The following is an 18,371-nucleotide window of genomic DNA, read 5'->3' as shown; positions in this document are numbered from 1 at the left end:
TAACAAAAAAAGCCCCCACCAAAATTCTTGGTGGGGGCTTTTTATAGTGCAAAAAACCTATTTCGTCACCTTCTCCAACTCCACGTAAAACGCGAGTTCAGCGCCGGGAGGGATGGAACCATCGGGCGTGCCCTGGGCACCATAACCGAGGTCGGAAGGAATGAAGAAGGTCGCCTTGGCGCCTTCCTTCAGCAGGGCGATGCCTTCGTCCCAACCGGGGATGACCTGGCGGGCACCGAGCTGGAAGGGGATGCCTTCACCACGCTCGAAGGACTGGTCGAACAGCTTGCCGTCTTCGGCGAGTTGGCCGATGTACTGTACCGTCACGCGGTCGCCGGCCTGGGCCTGTTCGCCGGTACCTTCTTCGTGGATGATGTATTTGAGACCGGTCTCGGTCGTCTGTACTTCACCCAGTTTGCCGGCGGCGTACTGGTTGCGGATGTCTTCGGCGAAAGTGCGGCGTTCTTCGCCACGGACGCGGACAACGTCACGCTTTGCTTCGAGCTTCGCCATTTCTTCTTCGCGGCGTACCTCGAAGGCTTCTTCGGTGAGGACTTCCATCACGTCGATGTCGTAGATGATGACGGTGTCGTTCTCCAGGCCGGGGGGCTTGCTGGGGAACTCTTCGATGTTGACGCGGATCATCGCCGAGCCACCCTCCTTCAGGTAGCGGAGTACGTCTTCAACGGGGCCGATCTCGGTCACGTCGTCGGCGGCAGCCTGCACGACGGGCATTTCGCCGCCGGTGGTGCGCGTATCGAAAAGGACGCTATCGCCTTCCGTTTTCATCTTGGCGTGGAAGTACACGTACTCACCCGTCTGGATGGCTTCGCCGGAGCCCGCATTCGTTACTTCGTAGCGGTTGCCGAGTTCGGACGTCGTGAGCCCACCGGTGGTGGAGTCTTGGCATCCGGTCAGGATGGCACCGGCGAGCAGTGCGGAATAAATTATGCGCATAGTTTTCATTGGTTGAATTTCAAGTAAGCCGATTCGATCTCGCCCGCATAGTCAGGGAGCAAATCCTTAAATTTATTAATGGTCGTAGACAGCGGCGCAAACGACGCCCCGCCCGAAGCATTCTTGTGGCCACCGCCCCGGAAGTGAGACTTGCAGATCTGCTGCACGTCCATATCTCCCTTCGAACGGAGCGACATCTTAACGATCGTCGGCTGCTCGTGAATGAAGGCCGCAATCATCATGTTGGGCATCCGGAGGACGTAATTCACGATTCCTTCCGTATCGCCCCGTTTGATGTCGAAATGCTTGTAGTCTTCCTGCGTCAGCCAGATCAGGCCGGTTCGGTACTCGGGGTAGAGTTCCATCCGGTTGGCCAGGCAGTGCCCGAGGATGCGGAGTTGCTTCTCCGTCATCGTGTTCCAGATGTTGTCCTGCACCTTGTAGTCGTCCGTCCCCGCCTCGATCAGCTTCGCCACGATGCGGAACAGCCGGGGTGAGGTGGCGTACTTGAAGCCGCCGGTGTCGGTCACGATGCCCGTATAGAGGCAGGTTGCGACGTCTTCCGTCACCCAGCCGGCGTGGCCGAGGTCGTCCATGAACTGGTAGACCATTTCGCAAGTCGAGCTGAAGCTCGGGTCGGAAAACATGATGTCGGCCACCGGCTCGGGGTAGAGGTGGTGGTCGATCATGATGCGCGGCCGCTTATCGTCCATCAGCCCTTCGCTCACTTTGTCGATCCGGTCGAAGGAGTTGAAGTCGAGGATGAAGAAGAGATTTGCCGTGCGGATAGCTTCCCGCGCCTCGTCGGTCTCGTCGTCGTAGATGATGATGTTGCTCACGTCCGGCAGGTAGCCCAGAAAGTCGGGGTAGTCGGACGGCAGTACGATCTTCACAGAGTGGCCCTGGCTGCGCAGGTAGTGGAGTAGCCCGAGGCTCGAGCCGACGGCGTCTCCGTCCGGATTCCGGTGGCTGAAGATCACCACGTCCTTGGGGCTGGCCAGTAGCGACTTTACTTCCTTAATATCGTAATCCATATCCGCAGCGGTTATTCGGGCCCGCAAAGATACGTTGTGTAGGTTTAGGGGATACGGTGGGTTGGGGCCTCTACTTGTCATTCTACATCGCGACTAATCGCAGAACAGCCATGAACAATTAGGGCGCTGCCGCGGGTGCCAGAAAATAGGGTAGGGGATAGCGAATTACGGATGGGGAACAACCAAGCAACGGCCCCGTCTGTACAGGAAGGAAGTAACCCAACAGAAAGCACTATGGCCTCCGCCCTGAAGAACCTCAGCACCTACGACGAATCCAACATCCCCGACGCTTCCCCTCTCAATTTCGGGGTAGTGGTCGCGGATTGGAATAAGGACATCACCCACGAGCTATACCGCGGCTGCCTCGAGACGCTGACCAAGCACGGAGCTAAGGAAGAGAACATCCACGTCGTCCAGGTGCCTGGCACCTTTGAGTTGCCCGCCGCCGCCCGCATATTGGCTGGCCGCGAAAAGCTCCACGCCGTCGTGTGTATCGGCTGCGTCATCAAGGGGGAGACCAAGCACGATGAGTACATTAATAACTCCGTTGCGCAGGGCCTCGTCAACCTAAGCATTGCCACCGGCCTTCCCTACATCTTCGGTGTCCTGACGCCGAATACCCACGAGCAGGCGGTGGACCGGGCTGGTGGGAAGCACGGGAATAAGGGGGTTGAGGCTGGGGTTACGGCGATTCGGATGGGGGAATTGTATCGGGGGGCTAAGGAGGGGAGAAGTGGGATTGGGTTTCGGTAGGGGGGGGCTTGCATTTTGGGGTATGTTGTGAAATTAATTTTACCCCTGAAAGCCAGAAACATAAAGGGATTGGGGACTTTTTGAGGGCGCCCTAGCTACCAGGTTCAGGATTTGCCCCTGATTATCCCCACAAACGGCAGCGAGGGGTTCCTCAACAAAATTCTTCACCCGTTCCGAGTTCCAGTGGTAGCGACGGGCCAATCCGGTAGCGCCATCCATACCTTGCTGAATGATCGTCCAGTCGCCATCGGCGGAAAGGACGAAGCTGTGGAGGTACAGTTGAAAACCATCCTGGACGGCCGTGTTGTCCACCTTAGCGGCGAGCTTGCTGCAGCGGCCGAAGTGATCGCCGTCCAAGCCCGTTTTGTCACCGATCCGTAGTAGCTCACGGGGCGTATCCTTACTCGCCTTCCCCTTCCCCCCGGCGATGTACAAGCCCAACTCATGACTGGCGGGGTTGATGGATTGCTTGAGCGCCCGCATCACCGCCGTTGTCACCCCGGAACTGTTCCAGTCCATCCCGATCACGGCGCCAAAACTCTGGAACCAGAACGGGTCGGACAGCCGGCTGAGGAAATGCTCCCGCCCGTAGTGCAGCACGATCGATTCGACGACCGGCAGCGTGAGGAGTTTCATGCGGTCGAAGAGCCAGGAGGGAATACCGCCGCCCCAGAGGGCTAGATCGGCGGTGCCGGAACGTTTCATAACCATAGAATGCGGACGGTTGCAAGTTGTTGACGGCTAGGGTTTTCGCCGCTTTAACTCCTTCCGATAAGCGATGAGGTAAAGGGAAGCTAGGGAGCAGTAGGGCGACCACTTCTTCTTCAATTCGGCTATCTTTGGTTTTAGCTTCTCCTCAGGTTCTAGGTACAATCGCTCTACCATCTGCTTGACGTGCGAGTCGTTAGCCAGCAATACATCCGGCCGACCGAGGGAGTAGAGCAGTACGAGATCCGCCGTAGCCGGTCCGATACCTTTGATCGCGGTTAGTTGTTGGCGTACCTCATCGTCCGTCATGGCTGTCCAATTCTGAGTTTCCATTCTCTGTTTGTGCCACGCGTCGGTGAAGCGGAACAGGGTGTGGTACTTCGCTGCGGCGAGTTTGGCGGCGCGCCAGTCGTCTTCTTGGATGGTGTAGATGTTGTTGTCGTTGGGGTCTTTGCCATTGAGGAGGTTAACGACCTTTTTGAACCAGGCGTTTCGGTGGTGGGAGGGGATTTGGTGTTCGACTATGCAACTGATCATGTCGTGGTATATGCCTTTTGATGGGGGTATGGTGGGGATGGTGATTAGGTTGACGATGTTCGCTATTATGGGGTCGTTTGTGCTTAGGTGATTGGTGGTTTGTTGGTTCATGGAGTGTTTTGGTTGTGTCTGGTCGGGTAAGTTTAACGTATCGAGGTATTATTTGAGGGGGTATAAATAATGGTGTCTGTTACTATTCCAGCTTTGCTCCTTGGCTGACTACTTTGCGCCTGTGGTCTCGTATAATTGATAAGGCGAGGACGCAGGTGCTGGGGAAAACGAATAGCACAAATCGGACTGATCGGAAACTTGCGCTAAAGTACCACGCGCCGCACCCTCAATATTATTTTCTCTTCTGTACGCGTCCGAGCCTCAGGACCTTTAAGCCTACGCGCATTTTTACGATGCGTAGCGGGTGGCTTTGCTTTAATTTGGCACGGGGTTTAGGGCGCGGACTGAGGTGCCGTGTTGTGGGGTGAAGGGAACCCACATAAGCCCGTGGGATAGAGCAAACTATAGTAGATGATACGGTGTATAGGCTGTTGTTGTGTGCAACTGAAAAACTACGGCAAATTATGTAACTTTGCATATTGCTATAAATTAAATTATTCAAACAGTGATAAAAGATATAGTTGTTTTAAGATCAAAGCTTATAAATGCCGCTAAAAGTAAAATGAACAAGGATACTACTCCTTCTATATTAAGTTTAGACGAAGGAGTAAAATGGTTTGAGCGCATAATAAATTTTAAAACTGGTATCGAGAAGTTAGATGGTATAAATTCAACATTGCTTCATGCTCTTGACACTTTATATGTAAAAGGTAATAGTTCTAGAGAATCACTAACCGTGATTGCTACTGAAACTGAGCCATTTTTAGAAAAGGTGGTATATCTCGTGACTGGTGTTGATTACACTGCCAATACATCGATGACGCTTATAAATATGGTCGATGAATTGAATCTATCACCAGTCATTAAGAATAGGGAGTTGCCTGCTAAAGATTACTTTACAGAACAGAGAATACTTAGTTTCGCAGGCCATCCTAATTTTGCAGAACATATTGCTACAACATACATCCGTAGGAATGATATTATACACAATTCTCCAGAATACGATCCAGCTGATGTACAGATAATCGCTAGAAGTTTATTGATTGTGATGTTGTTTGCTACGCTAAAGCATTTAGGAAGCATCTCTCACATAATTAATGAAAATATAGAGAAACTAGCTCAGACGAGTACAGTGAGTTTAATTGATGATAAAACAAAAGTTTTTTATAGTTTCATATCACATGGAAATCCAACTAGAGAAATAAAGGAGCAAGTTGTAGAAGCTTTCATTCTACATACTCTTTTAGAGAATAACAATGTTACAATCTCTCACTTAAGAGATCAGTGTAATGATAAATTCAATACCAGTTACTCAGATGGCTCTTTTAAACGATTGATTTTTAAATTAGTTAGTGATGATAAAATTGAACCTAACGAAGGTGACTCTTTTTCACTTACAGATTTTGAAAGAGAGTCTTTATCTGATGAAGTTGAAAGCTTTGAGTACGAAGAGAGAATTTTTAAACAGAACATCCAGGAAGCTTTGAATAATTATTATTTAGGCGAAAAAGTAGACGAAGTGTATGTCGAGTTAAATAATTTAGTTGAATCAAATTACAAAATAGATTTAAGTGAAATTCTGAATAAACTAGTCGAAGTCGATTCTTCTGCATCAATTGTATTATTAAATTTTAAGGAATTCATCATAAACCTACTTAAAAGTAGGAATCAGAATAGTGAGGAAAATCTCCAAAGTTTATTGCTAGACTTGTTGAGCATTTGTCAGAATAATAGTTTTCTTTATAGAAAATGTGCATCAGCCATTTTCAGTAAAGTCTCTAAACAGAACGAACTCCAGGCATATATTAGACAACGCAATAGAGAAGTATACTTAGATACAAATGTACTTCTCTATGTTGTATGTAGATATTATACTATTGTACGGAATACAAACATTCCTGAATATGAAGTTATAAATGATTTACTGGATATTGAGAACCATGATAAGAGGATAAGCTTATTTACCTATAAGGAATATGTTTTAGAACTTGCTTATCAAGTACGGTCAGCTTTATTATTAATACCATTTGAAGAAGTTAATTTTTTCTCGGACGGTTATTTATCAAATAATGTATTCTATAAATTTTATAAGTATTTATATGAGCATGGAAAATTGGATGAAGACGAAGATAGTTTTGAAGATTTCTTGCAGGCACTAGGGTTTTATCAGGATGATCTATATAGACCATTTCCACTCGGTATACTTGCCGAAATATGCGACGATATACTTAACGATGAGAATATTACGGTGAAGCATTTTCATTATGATGACACAAGAAAATTATTTGATCACTTTACACTAAGAGCTGAAGGTAAAAGACATCACAAAACGATCGCTAATGATGTTCAAATGATCTCATACTTGAGTGATAAAAGAGAACATGAGCTTGAACCTTATTTCATCACTTATGACTCCTTATTTTTCATAATGCGTGAATACGTATTACAAGAAAAATCGAGAAATCAGTTTTGGCATTTATATTATCCGTCTAGGTTTGTTGCACATCTGAACTTACTTGAGTTTAAGGTTGATTCTCGAAATTTGACTAATTCTTTTATCTCAATACTTACAAAAGAATCCTTTGTTAGCGAAACTTCTGAATTGGCTGATGTAATGAGTGACTTTATGGATATAAGGACTGAAAATAAACGGAAACTAATATTACGGCTAAAAGAATTCAACAAGAAGTATGTTTACTCTAATTCTAAATTTCAAACTAATGAAGAACGATCTGAAATTAACTCTGTCGGTGAATTTTTAAAGGAAGTTTCTTATTACTACAAAGGCGATAAGTCAAAGAATAATCTATTGGATGTTAAAAGATTTATGCTTAAATATGAGAATTTTAATATCATGTCTGAATTCATTGAAGATCACCTCGAATATTATTCTAATGAAGGGCACTTTGATAAAAATATGTTTGATCAATTAGACCAATTGATGCACACAACATAGCAGCCTTGTCAACCAGCTAAGGCCGGCTACGTAGTTGCACTCGTTTTTACCTTTTTCAGTCAAGGGGGTAGGCCCAAGACAGCTGGATGACGGATTTGGGGCGGGCGGTGCGAGGGTGATATGGTAGTGGCTTTTGATGACTACGGCTACCGTATGTAGAGCACACCCCATACTCGGACAACCGCTTAAGTGTCACCGAACTCTTTTAGTTCTTATTATGTCCAGCGAAAAAATCACGCAGCGCTAGCAATGGACTTGAAAAATCATATGGGTTAACGACCACTATATCTACAACCGTCGTAGGCAGTAACGCAGTCAGACAAAATATAGATAACACTGTAATATAGATTTATAAAATGCCGTCATATTGGTATTAGTGGAGTTAGGGCTGGCCGGGGGGATGTTCAGTGAGTACCTAAGGAAGTATGTCGTGGAAGGATTGGAGATTTTGAGCTGGAGAGTGGTCTTGAGACAGGTGCTGATAAACTTAACTTAACGGTGTTGTGTTCGGCGCATTGTATTCTTGCGATTCAGACCAGAATTTTTCAAACTGATCATTAAAAAAGATGAATAAATCTTTATCATTTTTAGATAATACATTAAAATGCAGCCTATCCCTTGCAGGTATGTTGTTCGAATATAATTCTACCATAACGGAAAATTCACTATTTGATTTACCAACACCAAATAAACTATACGATGGAAGGTAATCCATGACACGAATGTCAATTAAATTAGGATGTTTTTTCTTCAGTTTGCTAAAATTAGATATAGAGGAAAGTATATAAGTTCTGTAAACGCTATAGTCGTCAATTTCATATACAATATTCTTAGCAGTTTGCTCTGCTATAAACGAGTCTGGATTAAGCAATAGTAATCTAATTTTACAATTTTCGTTAAGCAATTTTTCGAACGTGGAAGTATACTCTGATGACAGTCTAAACAGCGAACCTCCTATTATATATACAGATTGAGCTCCGCGCAATCTTTCTTCTAAAGGCTGTAGATCTTTTCTAGTCCTAAAAATATCACTGATACGAGAACTTCTAGAAAAATCTCTTATAAGGTCTAACGAATCCTGCGTATTGGATTCTATTTTGTCTAGCCTCACTAATCTATCAATCAACATAGATGTAGCTAACATACTTACGACTACTAAGATCCAACTTAAAATCTGTGAAGCAGAAAGATCAGATGATCTAACTTTCATTAAGAAAATTACCGATGTTATTACAGTTGCTACAGCAGGTAATACAGATAAGTGTCTAATTATCCATTTGTATATCTTATTCGTCATAGATCAGTTTTTTTAGCTCGGCGATTGCAATATAACTCTTAGCATCAATCAATACATTATTATCGACTAATTCAAAAATATTCCTCTTTTCCAATTTTATAAACTCCTTATCTCCTAGACTCTTCTCACTTCTAACTAAGTCTTTGGCTATAAAAACATAAATTTTCTCGTTAGACATATGTAATGAAGAGTAAAAAGACGTTAAATATGTTAAATTAGACGATGTATATCCTGTTTCCTCTTGTAGTTCTCTCATAGCGGTCTCCTCAATCTTCTCGCCAAAATTACTTTTACCAGCCGGGAGCTCAAGTACATATTGATTGATCGCTGAACGAAACTGCCGAGTAAATATAATTGTATCAGAATCAATGAAAGGAATTATCAACGCTACTTTAGGTCTATTAATGACTTCAAAATCTATCGTTTGATTATTTAGTTTAATTTTTCTATTTAGAATAGACAGTGTTTTGCCCTTGAATTTTGGCTCATCTTCAACTATATCTTGCTCGGGTTTTACGCACGTAATACCTAGCCATTTTTTATCTCGATCCATTTCTAATGTGTAGCTTTTTCTGATGACATCCATCATCAGTTTATCAATTAAGGACGAAAATTCAGTTTCTGACCAATGGCTTCGGTACCGAGCAACTTGTCCTTTTGCATCTTTTTTAATTTCAATTCCCTCAGACGATTTATTAGATATGGTCGTGTTTAAAAATAACCGGCCGCTAGGTTTAATCCAGTGTCGAACTTTTTTAAGCAATGGAAACGCCATATTTTTAGGAAACAAATGAATAATTGCCCCCATATAGACTAAATCAAATTTATCCTCGCCAAAGTCTAATTCAAACACGTCTCTATTGAAATATATAGTATTCGGAGCAATTTCCTTACACAATTCTATAATATTTTCAGATAGTTCGACGGCAAATACTTTAGAACCTAAATTTTCAAAGCACCGTAAAATATTTCCTGCTCCAGGACCTATTTCTAGAACCCTGCACTCGTTAATACTTACATGGTAGCCACTGTGTAGTAGACCTGCTAAATAATCAGAAGACTCCTCATATTGTCCTTTATCTGATCGTCTTTTTTTATAATGGTCAGCTAGCTCATTATACGCTTTCCTGTTAATATCTTTATAGCTCATGGTAAGTAACAAAATGATTGGGGAGCACAGAATTTAGTTTTATTGTCACCAACAATTCTATTTGGGTCAAGTGGAACATCATACAAGGTGGGGTTCATTATCTCAATAGCATATCCAGTAGACCTATCATTAAAATATTTGAAAAAGAAATCTTTGTCTACACCAGCAAATTCTTGAGTAGTGTTCCATACTCCTTCTGGTGAATCCTGAACGATAGATTTAACTTGAAACTCACCAACAATCATTCCCGTTGGCTTAGTTACGTAGACAACAATCGTTGTTACATTCCTCTTGAAGATTGCTTTTCTAAATTCGAATCTCTTTTCTCCTGAAAAAATCTTATCGGCAAATTCTTTCTTAATCGAAAATAATGCTTTCATTTATTTCTGATTTTTTTATGATTTTGATAAACTTATTGTTATCTATGTGGAAAAACCCCCAATATTGATTCCGGTCCAGTCCTATTTCATTAATTAGGACATTCCGTGTAATTCTCTTCTTGAATGCTACATTATACGTCATTTTTATCGTTTTAAAGTTATCATTCTTGAACCAATTAGTCAAATCTTGCTCGTCGAAGACACTGTATTTTTTACAATACGTTATAAACTCCTGACTGTCAGAGAAAGAATGCTTAGATCTCACTTCTTCAACCCTACAAATTGAAGTTGCAACAGACCTATATTCAGCAGACCCTTTGTCATCTTTTGTTCTGTATATAACTACATTATCTCCCTTCTTAAACGATGAAATATTCATAAAACAAACGTATATTTTATGGATGCTATTCGTGTGAGATATATCTTCGAGTACATCAAAACTTTCATTACTCAAAATTGAATCTGGGAATAATAGAGAATGGAATTTAGGTTTGATCGCCAATAAATGAGAATTTTTCTTTGTGTCAACCATCGGATAGTCTAAGAGAACTTCGTCCGCCCTCGTATTAAAATCTTTTAGATATACGTTTTCTATTCCGTTGTGAGTAGTTTTTGTCCCAATTAATTTAAATCCATATCTAATAAACAATGATACTAATGCCTTGTGTTTAGGAAATATGGTAACATATATTTCAGGATAATTATACTGCGTAGCATAATCAAAAATCTTTTTCATGAATCTTTCCCCTAGTCGAGTTCCGTGAGGATTCACTTTAAAAGTGCCAACTTTCATCCTTTTCTTGATTGGCAAAGGCGGATTTATGTCGGGCAACTGTTCATTTTCGTGTTTTAAATATAGAAAGCCTATTATCTTATTATCTATCTCTACAACTAGAGCTTTTCTCCCTTTTTTTGACTTTGCCATAAACCAATCTTCAAACTCTACATAGTCTTTCTTTAGAGAATCAAAGAAGATGTCGTTAATATTCAAATCTTCAAACTTTCTAGTTCTTATTAAATAATCTGTCATAATTCTATCAATTTAAGCGTACTTCTTATTAGGAAATATGAAGTTTATGTATTATGTTTTACACAGTTATATCGTTACATATATTATAGTACCCCTACCATACCCCACATCTCTAAGCTTCAAACTTGCGTAATATAGCATTCTCCCAATCGCAAAGAGGAACAACGCCCCGAACGATTCCGAGGGCTAATTTAAAGACTTGGAGTTAAAACGTTGTCATCCTTCACCCATCAATAGCCACCCACCGCACTTCACCATCCTTGATCTCCAACGTAAACCAATGGTGGACCCAGCGCTGCTCATAGTAAGACAAAGACCATTCGTCGTCAGCTTCAGATGGAAAGGAAATGGACTCAAGCGCAAACTGCTCACGAAAATCCGGAAAGCTATCTACTACTTTGAAGTGTTGAAACCGCTCCAAAATAGCTTCTTTAGCCATACTTTCGATGTTTGGGTAATCGGTTTGTATCGCTGTCCAAAACTGACGATAGAAGGCAAGGGATTGAGCATCATTCTCCGGTAACAACAATTCTACCTGTTTCTGTAACGGTGGGAAATTGACAGTTCCCAAAAGACCATCACCCTCCTCCCAGAGGTCCCCTAAAATGGGGTCCACAAAATCTGGCTGGCCTTTTTTCCCAAACCCTTGCCACCAACTGCGTATTTGCTTCAAAAGGCTCCTCACACTAGTCCCATTTCAGATAACGTTACCAACAACCCCTCCGCAACCCCCAACCGCTTCCTACTCAACCCAGGCTTAAAAGCCCCAGCCAACTCCTCCCCCGAAGGCACCCCACCCACTCTTTCACACAACTCCCGCAACACTTGCACCCGCCCCGGCGTATCACCAGGCCACTTCCGCTTCTCAGCCACCACAACAACCGGCGCATCTTCTTCGTCAGTCAGCTCCAGCGCCCCTTGCGTAGCCACCTCCTCCGGCGCCTGGTACGCCGGCCGCAACCAGCGGACCAACCCCCGCGCCTCCTCCGCCGCTCGCTCGGCGTTGAGGTCGACGAGGCGTTGCAGGATCTCCTGCTCGTCCAGCGCCACCGGCCAATCGTAGGCAGCGGCGACGGCCGCATCCAACTCATCGTGCAACTGGCGGAGGATGCTCACCAAACCCTGCTCGTGAAGCCGGCGCTCTTTGTCCGTCAGGGCCTCGCCGGACCGCTCCTTTTCCAGCACGTTGTACATCCCCGTCATCGTCAGTTTCGGGTGTAAGGACTGCTGGCGCTTGCGGTGCGCGTCGAGGCGCTCGGCTAGATCGCGGATGGTTTGCTTTTGGGAATCGGTGGGGGTGGGGAAGGGGAAGGTTTCGAAGCAGCGGGTTTTGTTGTAGCGGGGATCGTTGCCCATGCCTAACCGACCACCTGCCGCTAACGCCCACAACACATGGATTTTACTCGACAATACACCTAAATTATATGCATCTGCCGAAGCTATCGCGATGAGCATATTATCAGGCAGATTCTCTCTGTCAAGAAACAGGAAAAAGCGATGTTTAGAGGTTTCAACAGTTGCAATATATCTTGGTATATCCTCAATGTAATCTCTTAGCTCACCTCTTGTCCGACCATGAAGCCACCAGTTTTCTCTAATTGCTTTATTCCGGTTTGAATCACGTTCTGGCTTTACAAAATTCAAAACTCGTTGATAAGCTACAGGATTTTCTACTGCCGCTTGATCCGCTGATAAACCGTAGAAATCGATTACGCAAACGTTACGACTAATAGCGGCTAAGTCCCTACCATTATAATACTTCTTTATTGTCGAGCTAGGGTATCCCATATTGACGGCTTCCTCGTGAGTAATGATGAACCCACTCCCGTGTAGCTTAACGCCGGGCGAACTGATATTTTCGTTTGCCTTTAACTGCACCGCTCCAGCCACATCCGCTCCTACAGTCAAATCCGCTTGCACCTTCCCTTCTTGTTCCGTCAGCAAAACCTCTGGCGCGTCCTCACTGTCCTGGTCTATTTCCCGCTCCACGCGCAACAACCGTCCCGTAGTCTCCCTTGCATCCGCCGCCGTCATAGCAATCCGCACCGCAGCACCATCCACCGAATCCACCCAAGGATGATCCGGAATAGCAAACACTAAACTCAGTGGCTTCTTCTGGCTCATATGGTGCTGCAACACCCGCCGGTTAAAGGTTTGGCGGATACTGTTCGTCGTGATGAAACCGAAGCGTTCGGTATTGCCTTTGCGGAGAGCTTCGGCGGCTTTGTCCCACCAAAACATCACGAAATCGGCGCTGTTGGGGACGTTTTTGTACAGTTTTCGCAGCGTCTCTGTATAGCCATCCCCCAAAGTTTCTCGCATCCGTGCCGTCCCAATAAACGGCGGATTCCCAACAATAAAGTCCGCCTTCGGCCACTGCGCCGCTTCCGGTTCCAAATACCTTTGCACCTGCGTCCGCGCCCCCTCATCCGGAACTTCTTTGCCGGTCACCGGGTGGATTTTCATCGTTACGCCGTCCCAGCGCGTCACCGGCTCGCCGTTTTCGTCCAGCAGGGGTTCCGTGCCCGCGTAGGCCAGGACGGCATCGCGGTTTTCAATGTTGTCGTAATCGCGCAGGAGGGGTTCGCCGAGGTCGGTCGTGCCCTGGGTCTGGATTTGCCAGCGGAGGTAGCCGATCCAGAGGACGAGCTCGGCGATGGCGGCCGCGCGGGGGTTGAGCTCGATGCCGAGCATGTTTTCGGGCGTGATCGTGACGCCGGCCAGGGCCATCGATAGCTGCCCGCCGCCGAGGTCGACGAGGAGGTTGCGCACCTCGCCCTCGAGCCGCTTGAGCAGTTCGAGCGTGACGTAGAGGAAGTTGCCGCTGCCGCAGGCCGGGTCGAGCACCCGCAGGTCGGCCAGGCGTTGCAAAAAGGTTTCCACCAGCCGGCGGGCCTCGCCGTCGTTGCCCGCGTCGCGCTCGCTCACGGCGGCGGCCTGGACGCTCTCCCACTCAGTCCGCAGGGGTTCCAGGACGGTCGGTTCGACGAGCCGTTCCACGTAAGCGCGCGGCGTGTAGTGGGCGCCGAGTTTGTGCCGGTCGCGCGGGCTCAGGGCCCGTTCCAGCAGGGTGCCGAAAATGGCGGGCTCGACGGCTTTCCAGTCGGCCCGCGCCGCTTCCCAGAGTAGCGTGACCTGGTCTTCGTTGAGGTCTAGCGCGCTCGTGTCCGCGAAAAAACCACCGTTGAAGCGGCGCACCTTGGTGTCCAGCACGAGGCTGTAGCCGCCGGTGTTCATCTTCTGCCAGAGCTCTTCGACTTTGGGCTTAAAGCTTTCTGGCTTATCACGGCAACCGTCGAGTAACGTGGTGAAGGCGTCGCCATCTAGGAGCTCTACGTCTTCGGCGAACATCGTGAAAAGACAACGCATCAAAAACCCGGCGATCTCCTCTTGATAAGCGCTACTCGATTTGCTGCGCAGTACTTCGTGCTCTCGCAACTCGATACTCGCAACTTGATCCTTGAAACTCGCTTCCAGGCTTTTCGCCAGCGCCGCCAACCGGTCCGCGATCTCCTTAGTCACCCGCGCACTTCGCCGCGCCGGGTCCAGCGCCAGCGGGTCGGTCCAGATCAGGCGGAGGCGTTCGCGGATGGTTTCGTCTTCGAGGTCGGCCAGCGGGATGCGGTAATTGCTGGGGTCGGGGAAGGCTTGGTAGTGGCCGCCGGCGCGCGTCCAGTCGGCGTAAACGCTGATGGCGTGGCCGACGTCGCAGACCAGGATGAAGGGCGGCCGCCCCCCGGCGATCTCCGCGTTGGGCAGCAGGCGGGCGTAATTATCGGCCTGGTTCTTGGCGCGCAGCATCGCCTTATCGTAGGTCGCCGTGCCGCGTTTGCCGTGCCCCGTGCGCTTCTTCTGGGCGCTGACGCGGGTGCGATGAGAAGTGGAAAGAGCGGTGGAAGACGGGTCCAGGACCGCGCTGACGCCCTGTTTGTTTTCGAGGATAAAGTGGCCCCGCTTATAGCAATCGATGAACTTGGTGTTCCCGTTCTTCCCCATGACCCGTTTTTCGAATACGTAGTCGTTCTGGGCCGCGTCGGGCACACTCGGGTTGGGCTTAGCCACCCCCAACAACTCACACAGATCGTTGACGAAAGATTGAGCGTTAGAAGATTCCGCGGCCCCAGATTGGGACCATTTTTGGATGAAGGCGTTGGGGGGGGGAAGTGGGGTGGGGGAGCGTCCGGGCACTGCCAGTCTAAAATCTAAAATCCAACCTCTATCGTCTTTTTCAGCCGGATGCTCGCGGGACCTCCTACCGTCGGACGCCACGAGGACCTTAAAATTCGGTAGTAGATTGAGATTGTTACTGCCTACTAGGACCTCGTAGCGTGGTCAACTCGCGCGCAGCAAGAGTTGAGCTCCTGCGAGCGTCCGGTCACCGCCGGTCTAAAATCTAAAATCCAACATCTATCGTCTTTTCAGCCGGACGCTCGCGGGACCTCCTACCGTCGGACGCCACGAGGACCTTAAAATTCGGTAGTTGATTGAGATTGTTACCTCCTTTTAGGACCTCGTAGCGTGGTCAACTCGCGCGCAGCAAGAGGTGAGCTCCTGCGAGCGTCCGGTCACCGCCGGTCTAAAATCTAAAATCCAACCTCTATCGTCTTTTCAGCCGGACGCTCGCGACACCTCCTACCGCCGCACGCCACGAGGACCTTAAAATTCGGTAGATAATTGAGATTGTCACCGCCTACTAGGACCTCGTAGCGTGGTCAACTCGCGCGCAGCAAGAGGTGAGCTCCTGCGAGCGTCCGGTCACCGCTTGTCTAAAATCCAACCTCTATCGTCTTTTTCAGCCGGACGCTCGCGGGACCTCCTACCGTCGGACGCCACGAGGACCTTAAAATTCGGTAGTTAATTGAGATTGTTACCTCCTTTTAGGACCTCGTAGCGTGGTCAACTCGCGCGCAGCAAGAGGTGAGCTCCTGCGAGCGTCCGGTCACCGTAATAACTCTGCCAATCACCAACCCACCTACTCCGCCTCCACCACAAAAAACTCATTCTCACCAGAAAGCAGCGCCCACCGGCCGTCACCTAAATATTGGGAAGCTTTAAAATGATATATCCACTGGCCCAAAATCTCAGGGCCGAATCTGATGTCCTCCTCAATCACGCCAAATTGCGCGACCTCGTAGGCACCCGAACTATGCGTACATTCTTCTGCCTCCAGATGCAGTAGCACACCGTCTTCGCGTAAATCACCTCCAAGGATCACGGCCTCGCGGTCGTAGATGTTTTCCCAGGTAGCACCGCCGTTCCGGGTTTCAAACAGCCCGTCGTAATCGGCTATGTACATCCGGTCGGGTGACACGACGTGTAGCCCATTCTCAATTCCATAGATAGGCGCGCGTTGTTTGATGAGTTCCCGTCCCGTTTTGTCCAAGCTGATCAGTTGGCCGCTATCGGAAAAATAGAGAGTGTCCCGGATGATTTTCAGGTTTTCTACATTATTATCGATACCACTATAAATACGCGTAAAGGTCTCCCCGCCATCCGTCGAGCGGGCAATGCCGGCATCCGTTCCGTGGGTGCCGATCTTGACGAATAGGTCGCCGTCCGTCGCTCGGACGATATCCGTAAAATTCAGCGGAAAGCTGGGGTAGGTTTTTTCCGTAAAGGTTTCGCCGCCATCCGTCGTGCGGAGGATCGTAGCGGTGGTATCCCATTTGCCGACCGTTATCCAGCCATTGTTCCTGTCCGCAAACGCGACGCTGACGATTGGCCCATCGTAGCCAATATTTAATCGTTCCCAGCTGGCACCGGCGTCATTGGTTTTGTAGGCGGCACCTTCGTTGTAAGCAACGCCGAAAAATAGGCTTGGGAAATTTAGTTTGTTTAATCCGCCGGGAAGGGTTCCGCCCGAAAGCGTAAGGTTGTAGCCCGCCGGTAGCCGCGTTTCGCGAGAGTAGCCGCAGCCGTCGTCTTCGTAACCGCAGCTTAGAAATAGGCAGGTGAGTAGAAAGACAGCGAATAGTTTATCCATCAGTATAAGAATAAAGGGTTACGGGTAGGTGATTGGTGCTCCGGATGGTAGCAACTGCACGTATATCCGCAAAGGTCCGGAAATCTTACCTGATGCTATTAGAATCAAGCAGCAAACCTTGGTCGATTAACCACTTGCGACTTTTGCGCTGCCGCAGGTGCGGGGTTTGGGGGGGAGGGGCACTATTGCCAAGGGCTGCTTGTTAAAGAGAAAGAACTACCCAAGTCGTCGGACGATTCACTAGCGCTAAGGCGCAGCCGTGCGGTAGCATCGTCCGACGACTGTAGAACTACCCAAGTCGTCGGACGATTCACTAGCGTTAAGGCGCAGCCGTGCGGTAGCATCGTCCGAGGACTGTAGAACTATCCAAGTCGTCGGACGATTCACTAGCGTCAAGGCGCAGCCGTGCGGTAGCATCGTCCGACGACTTTAGAACTATCCAAGTCGTCGGACGATTCACTAGCGTTAAGGCGCAGCCGTGAGGTAGCATCGTCCGACGACTGTAGAACTATCCAAATCGTCGGACGATTCACTAGCGCTAAGGCGCAGCCGTGCGGTAGCATCGTCCGACGACTGTAACCTCCCAAGTTGGGCCCCCTTCCCCCCTTAACCCAGCACCTGCGGCAGCGCCACGCGGTAAGTACCGAACTCAGTCGGGGCGCCCACTGGCAAAAATTAACGCAACCAAGTTGCATTAGTCAGGATTAGGTTTACTTTTGCAACACTGTTGCATTAGCGCAACCGCTCACCAGCATGAACCTTTCCCAACCAACCGGGGGCCTGGAAGCCATCAACCTCCGTAAATCCTACGGGTCGACCGTAGCGCTGGACGACCTGAACTTTAGCGTTAGTGGCGGGGAGGTGTACTGTCTGCTGGGACAGAACGGGGCCGGCAAAACGACGACCATCAATATTTTCCTCGGGCTACTGGGGGCCACTTCCGGCCAGGCCCTGGTGAACGGGGAGTCGGTGGCGGGCGCCGGCGTAGTGCCCCGGGCCATCGCCTACATCCCCGAAGTGGTGCAACTCTACGGCAACCTGTCGGGCACCGAAAACCTGGACTTCTTTAGCCAGCTGGCGGGACAGAAGCACTCGCGGGAGAAGCTCCGGCAGTACCTATTCGATGTAGGCTTGCCCGAATCCGCCGTCGGGCGGCCGCTCTCGACCTACTCAAAGGGGATGCGGCAAAAGGTGGGCATCGCCATCGCACTTTCCAAGCAGGCCTCCTTCATTTTAATGGACGAACCGACCTCGGGCCTGGACCCAAAGGCCACTGAGGAATTCACCGAACTCTGCCGCGCCCTGGCCGCGGAAGGCACGGGAATCTTCATGGCCACCCACGACATTTTCAACGCCGTCAACATTGGTAGCCGCGTCGGCATCATGCGGGCCGGGCGCATCGTCCACGAATCGAACACCACCGACGTGACGCCCCAGGAACTGCAGCAACTGTATTTGAAAACCATTTGAACGAC

14 protein-coding genes are annotated in these 18,371 nt (G+C 48.3%); 3 read left to right on the top strand and 11 right to left on the bottom strand.

The annotated features are described in order from the left end of the window. Nucleotides 1-57 precede the first annotated feature (57 nt). Complete coding sequence (locus A3850_RS20050) at nucleotides 58-957, bottom strand: FKBP-type peptidyl-prolyl cis-trans isomerase (protein ID WP_197494083.1); 900 nt, start codon at nucleotides 955-957, stop codon at nucleotides 58-60. 5 nt (nucleotides 958-962) lie between these two features. Further along, on the bottom strand, nucleotides 963-1,991 hold the full coding sequence (locus tag A3850_RS16855) for a bifunctional oligoribonuclease/PAP phosphatase NrnA (protein WP_068219202.1): 1,029 nt from the start codon (nucleotides 1,989-1,991) through the stop codon (nucleotides 963-965). Nucleotides 1,992-2,225: 234 nt separating this feature from the next. Between A3850_RS16855 and ribH the strand changes: the two genes are divergently transcribed. Continuing rightward, nucleotides 2,226-2,744 (top strand): 6,7-dimethyl-8-ribityllumazine synthase, encoded by a 519-nt coding sequence (ribH, locus tag A3850_RS16850; RefSeq protein WP_068219199.1) that lies wholly within the window; start codon nucleotides 2,226-2,228, stop codon nucleotides 2,742-2,744. A 39-nt stretch (nucleotides 2,745-2,783) separates the two neighbouring features. Here ribH and A3850_RS16845 read toward each other — a convergent pair whose 3' ends face one another. Together A3850_RS16845 and A3850_RS16840 are read right to left on the bottom strand one after the other, a co-directional pair. Beyond that, entirely contained in the window at nucleotides 2,784-3,449 is a 666-nt protein-coding gene (locus A3850_RS16845; RefSeq protein WP_068219196.1) for a DUF763 domain-containing protein, read from the bottom strand. 36 nt (nucleotides 3,450-3,485) lie between these two features. Continuing rightward, the gene (locus tag A3850_RS16840) at nucleotides 3,486-4,100 is read right to left on the bottom strand and encodes a DNA-3-methyladenine glycosylase (RefSeq protein ID WP_068219193.1); all 615 of its coding nucleotides are present in this window, start codon (nucleotides 4,098-4,100) and stop codon (nucleotides 3,486-3,488) included. Between the two features lie 505 nt (nucleotides 4,101-4,605). On the opposite strand from A3850_RS16840, the gene A3850_RS16835 reads away from it, so the two are divergent. After that, nucleotides 4,606-7,056 (top strand): hypothetical protein, encoded by a 2,451-nt coding sequence (locus tag A3850_RS16835; protein WP_068219191.1) that lies wholly within the window; start codon nucleotides 4,606-4,608, stop codon nucleotides 7,054-7,056. 487 nt (nucleotides 7,057-7,543) lie between these two features. Here A3850_RS16835 and A3850_RS16830 read toward each other — a convergent pair whose 3' ends face one another. From A3850_RS16830 to A3850_RS16800, 7 genes are all read right to left on the bottom strand, one after another. After that, nucleotides 7,544-8,353 carry a hypothetical protein gene (locus A3850_RS16830; protein WP_157501334.1) on the bottom strand — a complete coding sequence of 270 codons (810 nt, stop codon included), beginning with the start codon at nucleotides 8,351-8,353 and terminating at the stop codon, nucleotides 7,544-7,546. Next, nucleotides 8,343-9,503: a methyltransferase domain-containing protein gene (locus A3850_RS16825; RefSeq protein ID WP_068219185.1), complete on the bottom strand. Its 1,161-nt coding sequence runs from the start codon at nucleotides 9,501-9,503 to the stop codon at nucleotides 8,343-8,345. The genes A3850_RS16830 and A3850_RS16825 overlap by 11 nt, the downstream gene beginning before the upstream one ends. Beyond that, entirely contained in the window at nucleotides 9,500-9,883 is a 384-nt protein-coding gene (locus A3850_RS16820) for an ASCH domain-containing protein (protein ID WP_068219182.1), read from the bottom strand. Before A3850_RS16820 ends, A3850_RS16825 begins: the two co-directional genes overlap by 4 nt. Further along, entirely contained in the window at nucleotides 9,861-10,913 is a 1,053-nt protein-coding gene (locus tag A3850_RS16815; RefSeq protein WP_068219178.1) for a GNAT family N-acetyltransferase, read from the bottom strand. Before A3850_RS16815 ends, A3850_RS16820 begins: the two co-directional genes overlap by 23 nt. 223 nt (nucleotides 10,914-11,136) lie before the next feature. Continuing rightward, nucleotides 11,137-11,586: a hypothetical protein gene (locus A3850_RS16810; RefSeq protein ID WP_157501331.1), complete on the bottom strand. Its 450-nt coding sequence runs from the start codon at nucleotides 11,584-11,586 to the stop codon at nucleotides 11,137-11,139. Nucleotides 11,587-11,594: 8 nt separating this feature from the next. Continuing rightward, nucleotides 11,595-15,101 carry a DNA methyltransferase gene (locus A3850_RS16805; RefSeq protein WP_068219173.1) on the bottom strand — a complete coding sequence of 1,169 codons (3,507 nt, stop codon included), beginning with the start codon at nucleotides 15,099-15,101 and terminating at the stop codon, nucleotides 11,595-11,597. A 784-nt stretch (nucleotides 15,102-15,885) separates the two neighbouring features. After that, nucleotides 15,886-16,896: a hypothetical protein gene (locus A3850_RS16800; protein WP_068219170.1), complete on the bottom strand. Its 1,011-nt coding sequence runs from the start codon at nucleotides 16,894-16,896 to the stop codon at nucleotides 15,886-15,888. A gap of 753 nt (nucleotides 16,897-17,649) precedes the next feature. Between A3850_RS16800 and A3850_RS16795 the strand changes: the two genes are divergently transcribed. Further along, nucleotides 17,650-18,366 (top strand): ABC transporter ATP-binding protein, encoded by a 717-nt coding sequence (locus A3850_RS16795; RefSeq protein ID WP_068219167.1) that lies wholly within the window; start codon nucleotides 17,650-17,652, stop codon nucleotides 18,364-18,366. The last annotated feature ends 5 nt before the right edge of the window (nucleotides 18,367-18,371 follow it).

Source organism: Lewinella sp. 4G2, from assembly GCF_001625015.1.
Classification (GTDB): domain Bacteria; phylum Bacteroidota; class Bacteroidia; order Chitinophagales; family Saprospiraceae; genus Neolewinella.
The sequence above is the reverse complement of the archived record's forward strand: the minus strand, read 5'-3'. Positions and strand labels throughout refer to the sequence as shown.

Coding starts and splice junctions, on each gene's coding strand:
- A3850_RS20050 (WP_197494083.1), bottom strand. CDS start 957: ATGCGCATAATTTATTCCGCACTGCTCGCCGGTGCCATCCTGACCGGA.
- A3850_RS16855 (WP_068219202.1), bottom strand. CDS start 1,991: ATGGATTACGATATTAAGGAAGTAAAGTCGCTACTGGCCAGCCCCAAG.
- ribH (WP_068219199.1), top strand. CDS start 2,226: ATGGCCTCCGCCCTGAAGAACCTCAGCACCTACGACGAATCCAACATC.
- A3850_RS16845 (WP_068219196.1), bottom strand. CDS start 3,449: ATGAAACGTTCCGGCACCGCCGATCTAGCCCTCTGGGGCGGCGGTATT.
- A3850_RS16840 (WP_068219193.1), bottom strand. CDS start 4,100: ATGAACCAACAAACCACCAATCACCTAAGCACAAACGACCCCATAATA.
- A3850_RS16830 (WP_157501334.1), bottom strand. CDS start 8,353: ATGACGAATAAGATATACAAATGGATAATTAGACACTTATCTGTATTA.
- A3850_RS16825 (WP_068219185.1), bottom strand. CDS start 9,503: ATGAGCTATAAAGATATTAACAGGAAAGCGTATAATGAGCTAGCTGAC.
- A3850_RS16820 (WP_068219182.1), bottom strand. CDS start 9,883: ATGAAAGCATTATTTTCGATTAAGAAAGAATTTGCCGATAAGATTTTT.
- A3850_RS16815 (WP_068219178.1), bottom strand. CDS start 10,913: ATGACAGATTATTTAATAAGAACTAGAAAGTTTGAAGATTTGAATATT.
- A3850_RS16800 (WP_068219170.1), bottom strand. CDS start 16,896: ATGGATAAACTATTCGCTGTCTTTCTACTCACCTGCCTATTTCTAAGC.
- A3850_RS16795 (WP_068219167.1), top strand. CDS start 17,650: ATGAACCTTTCCCAACCAACCGGGGGCCTGGAAGCCATCAACCTCCGT.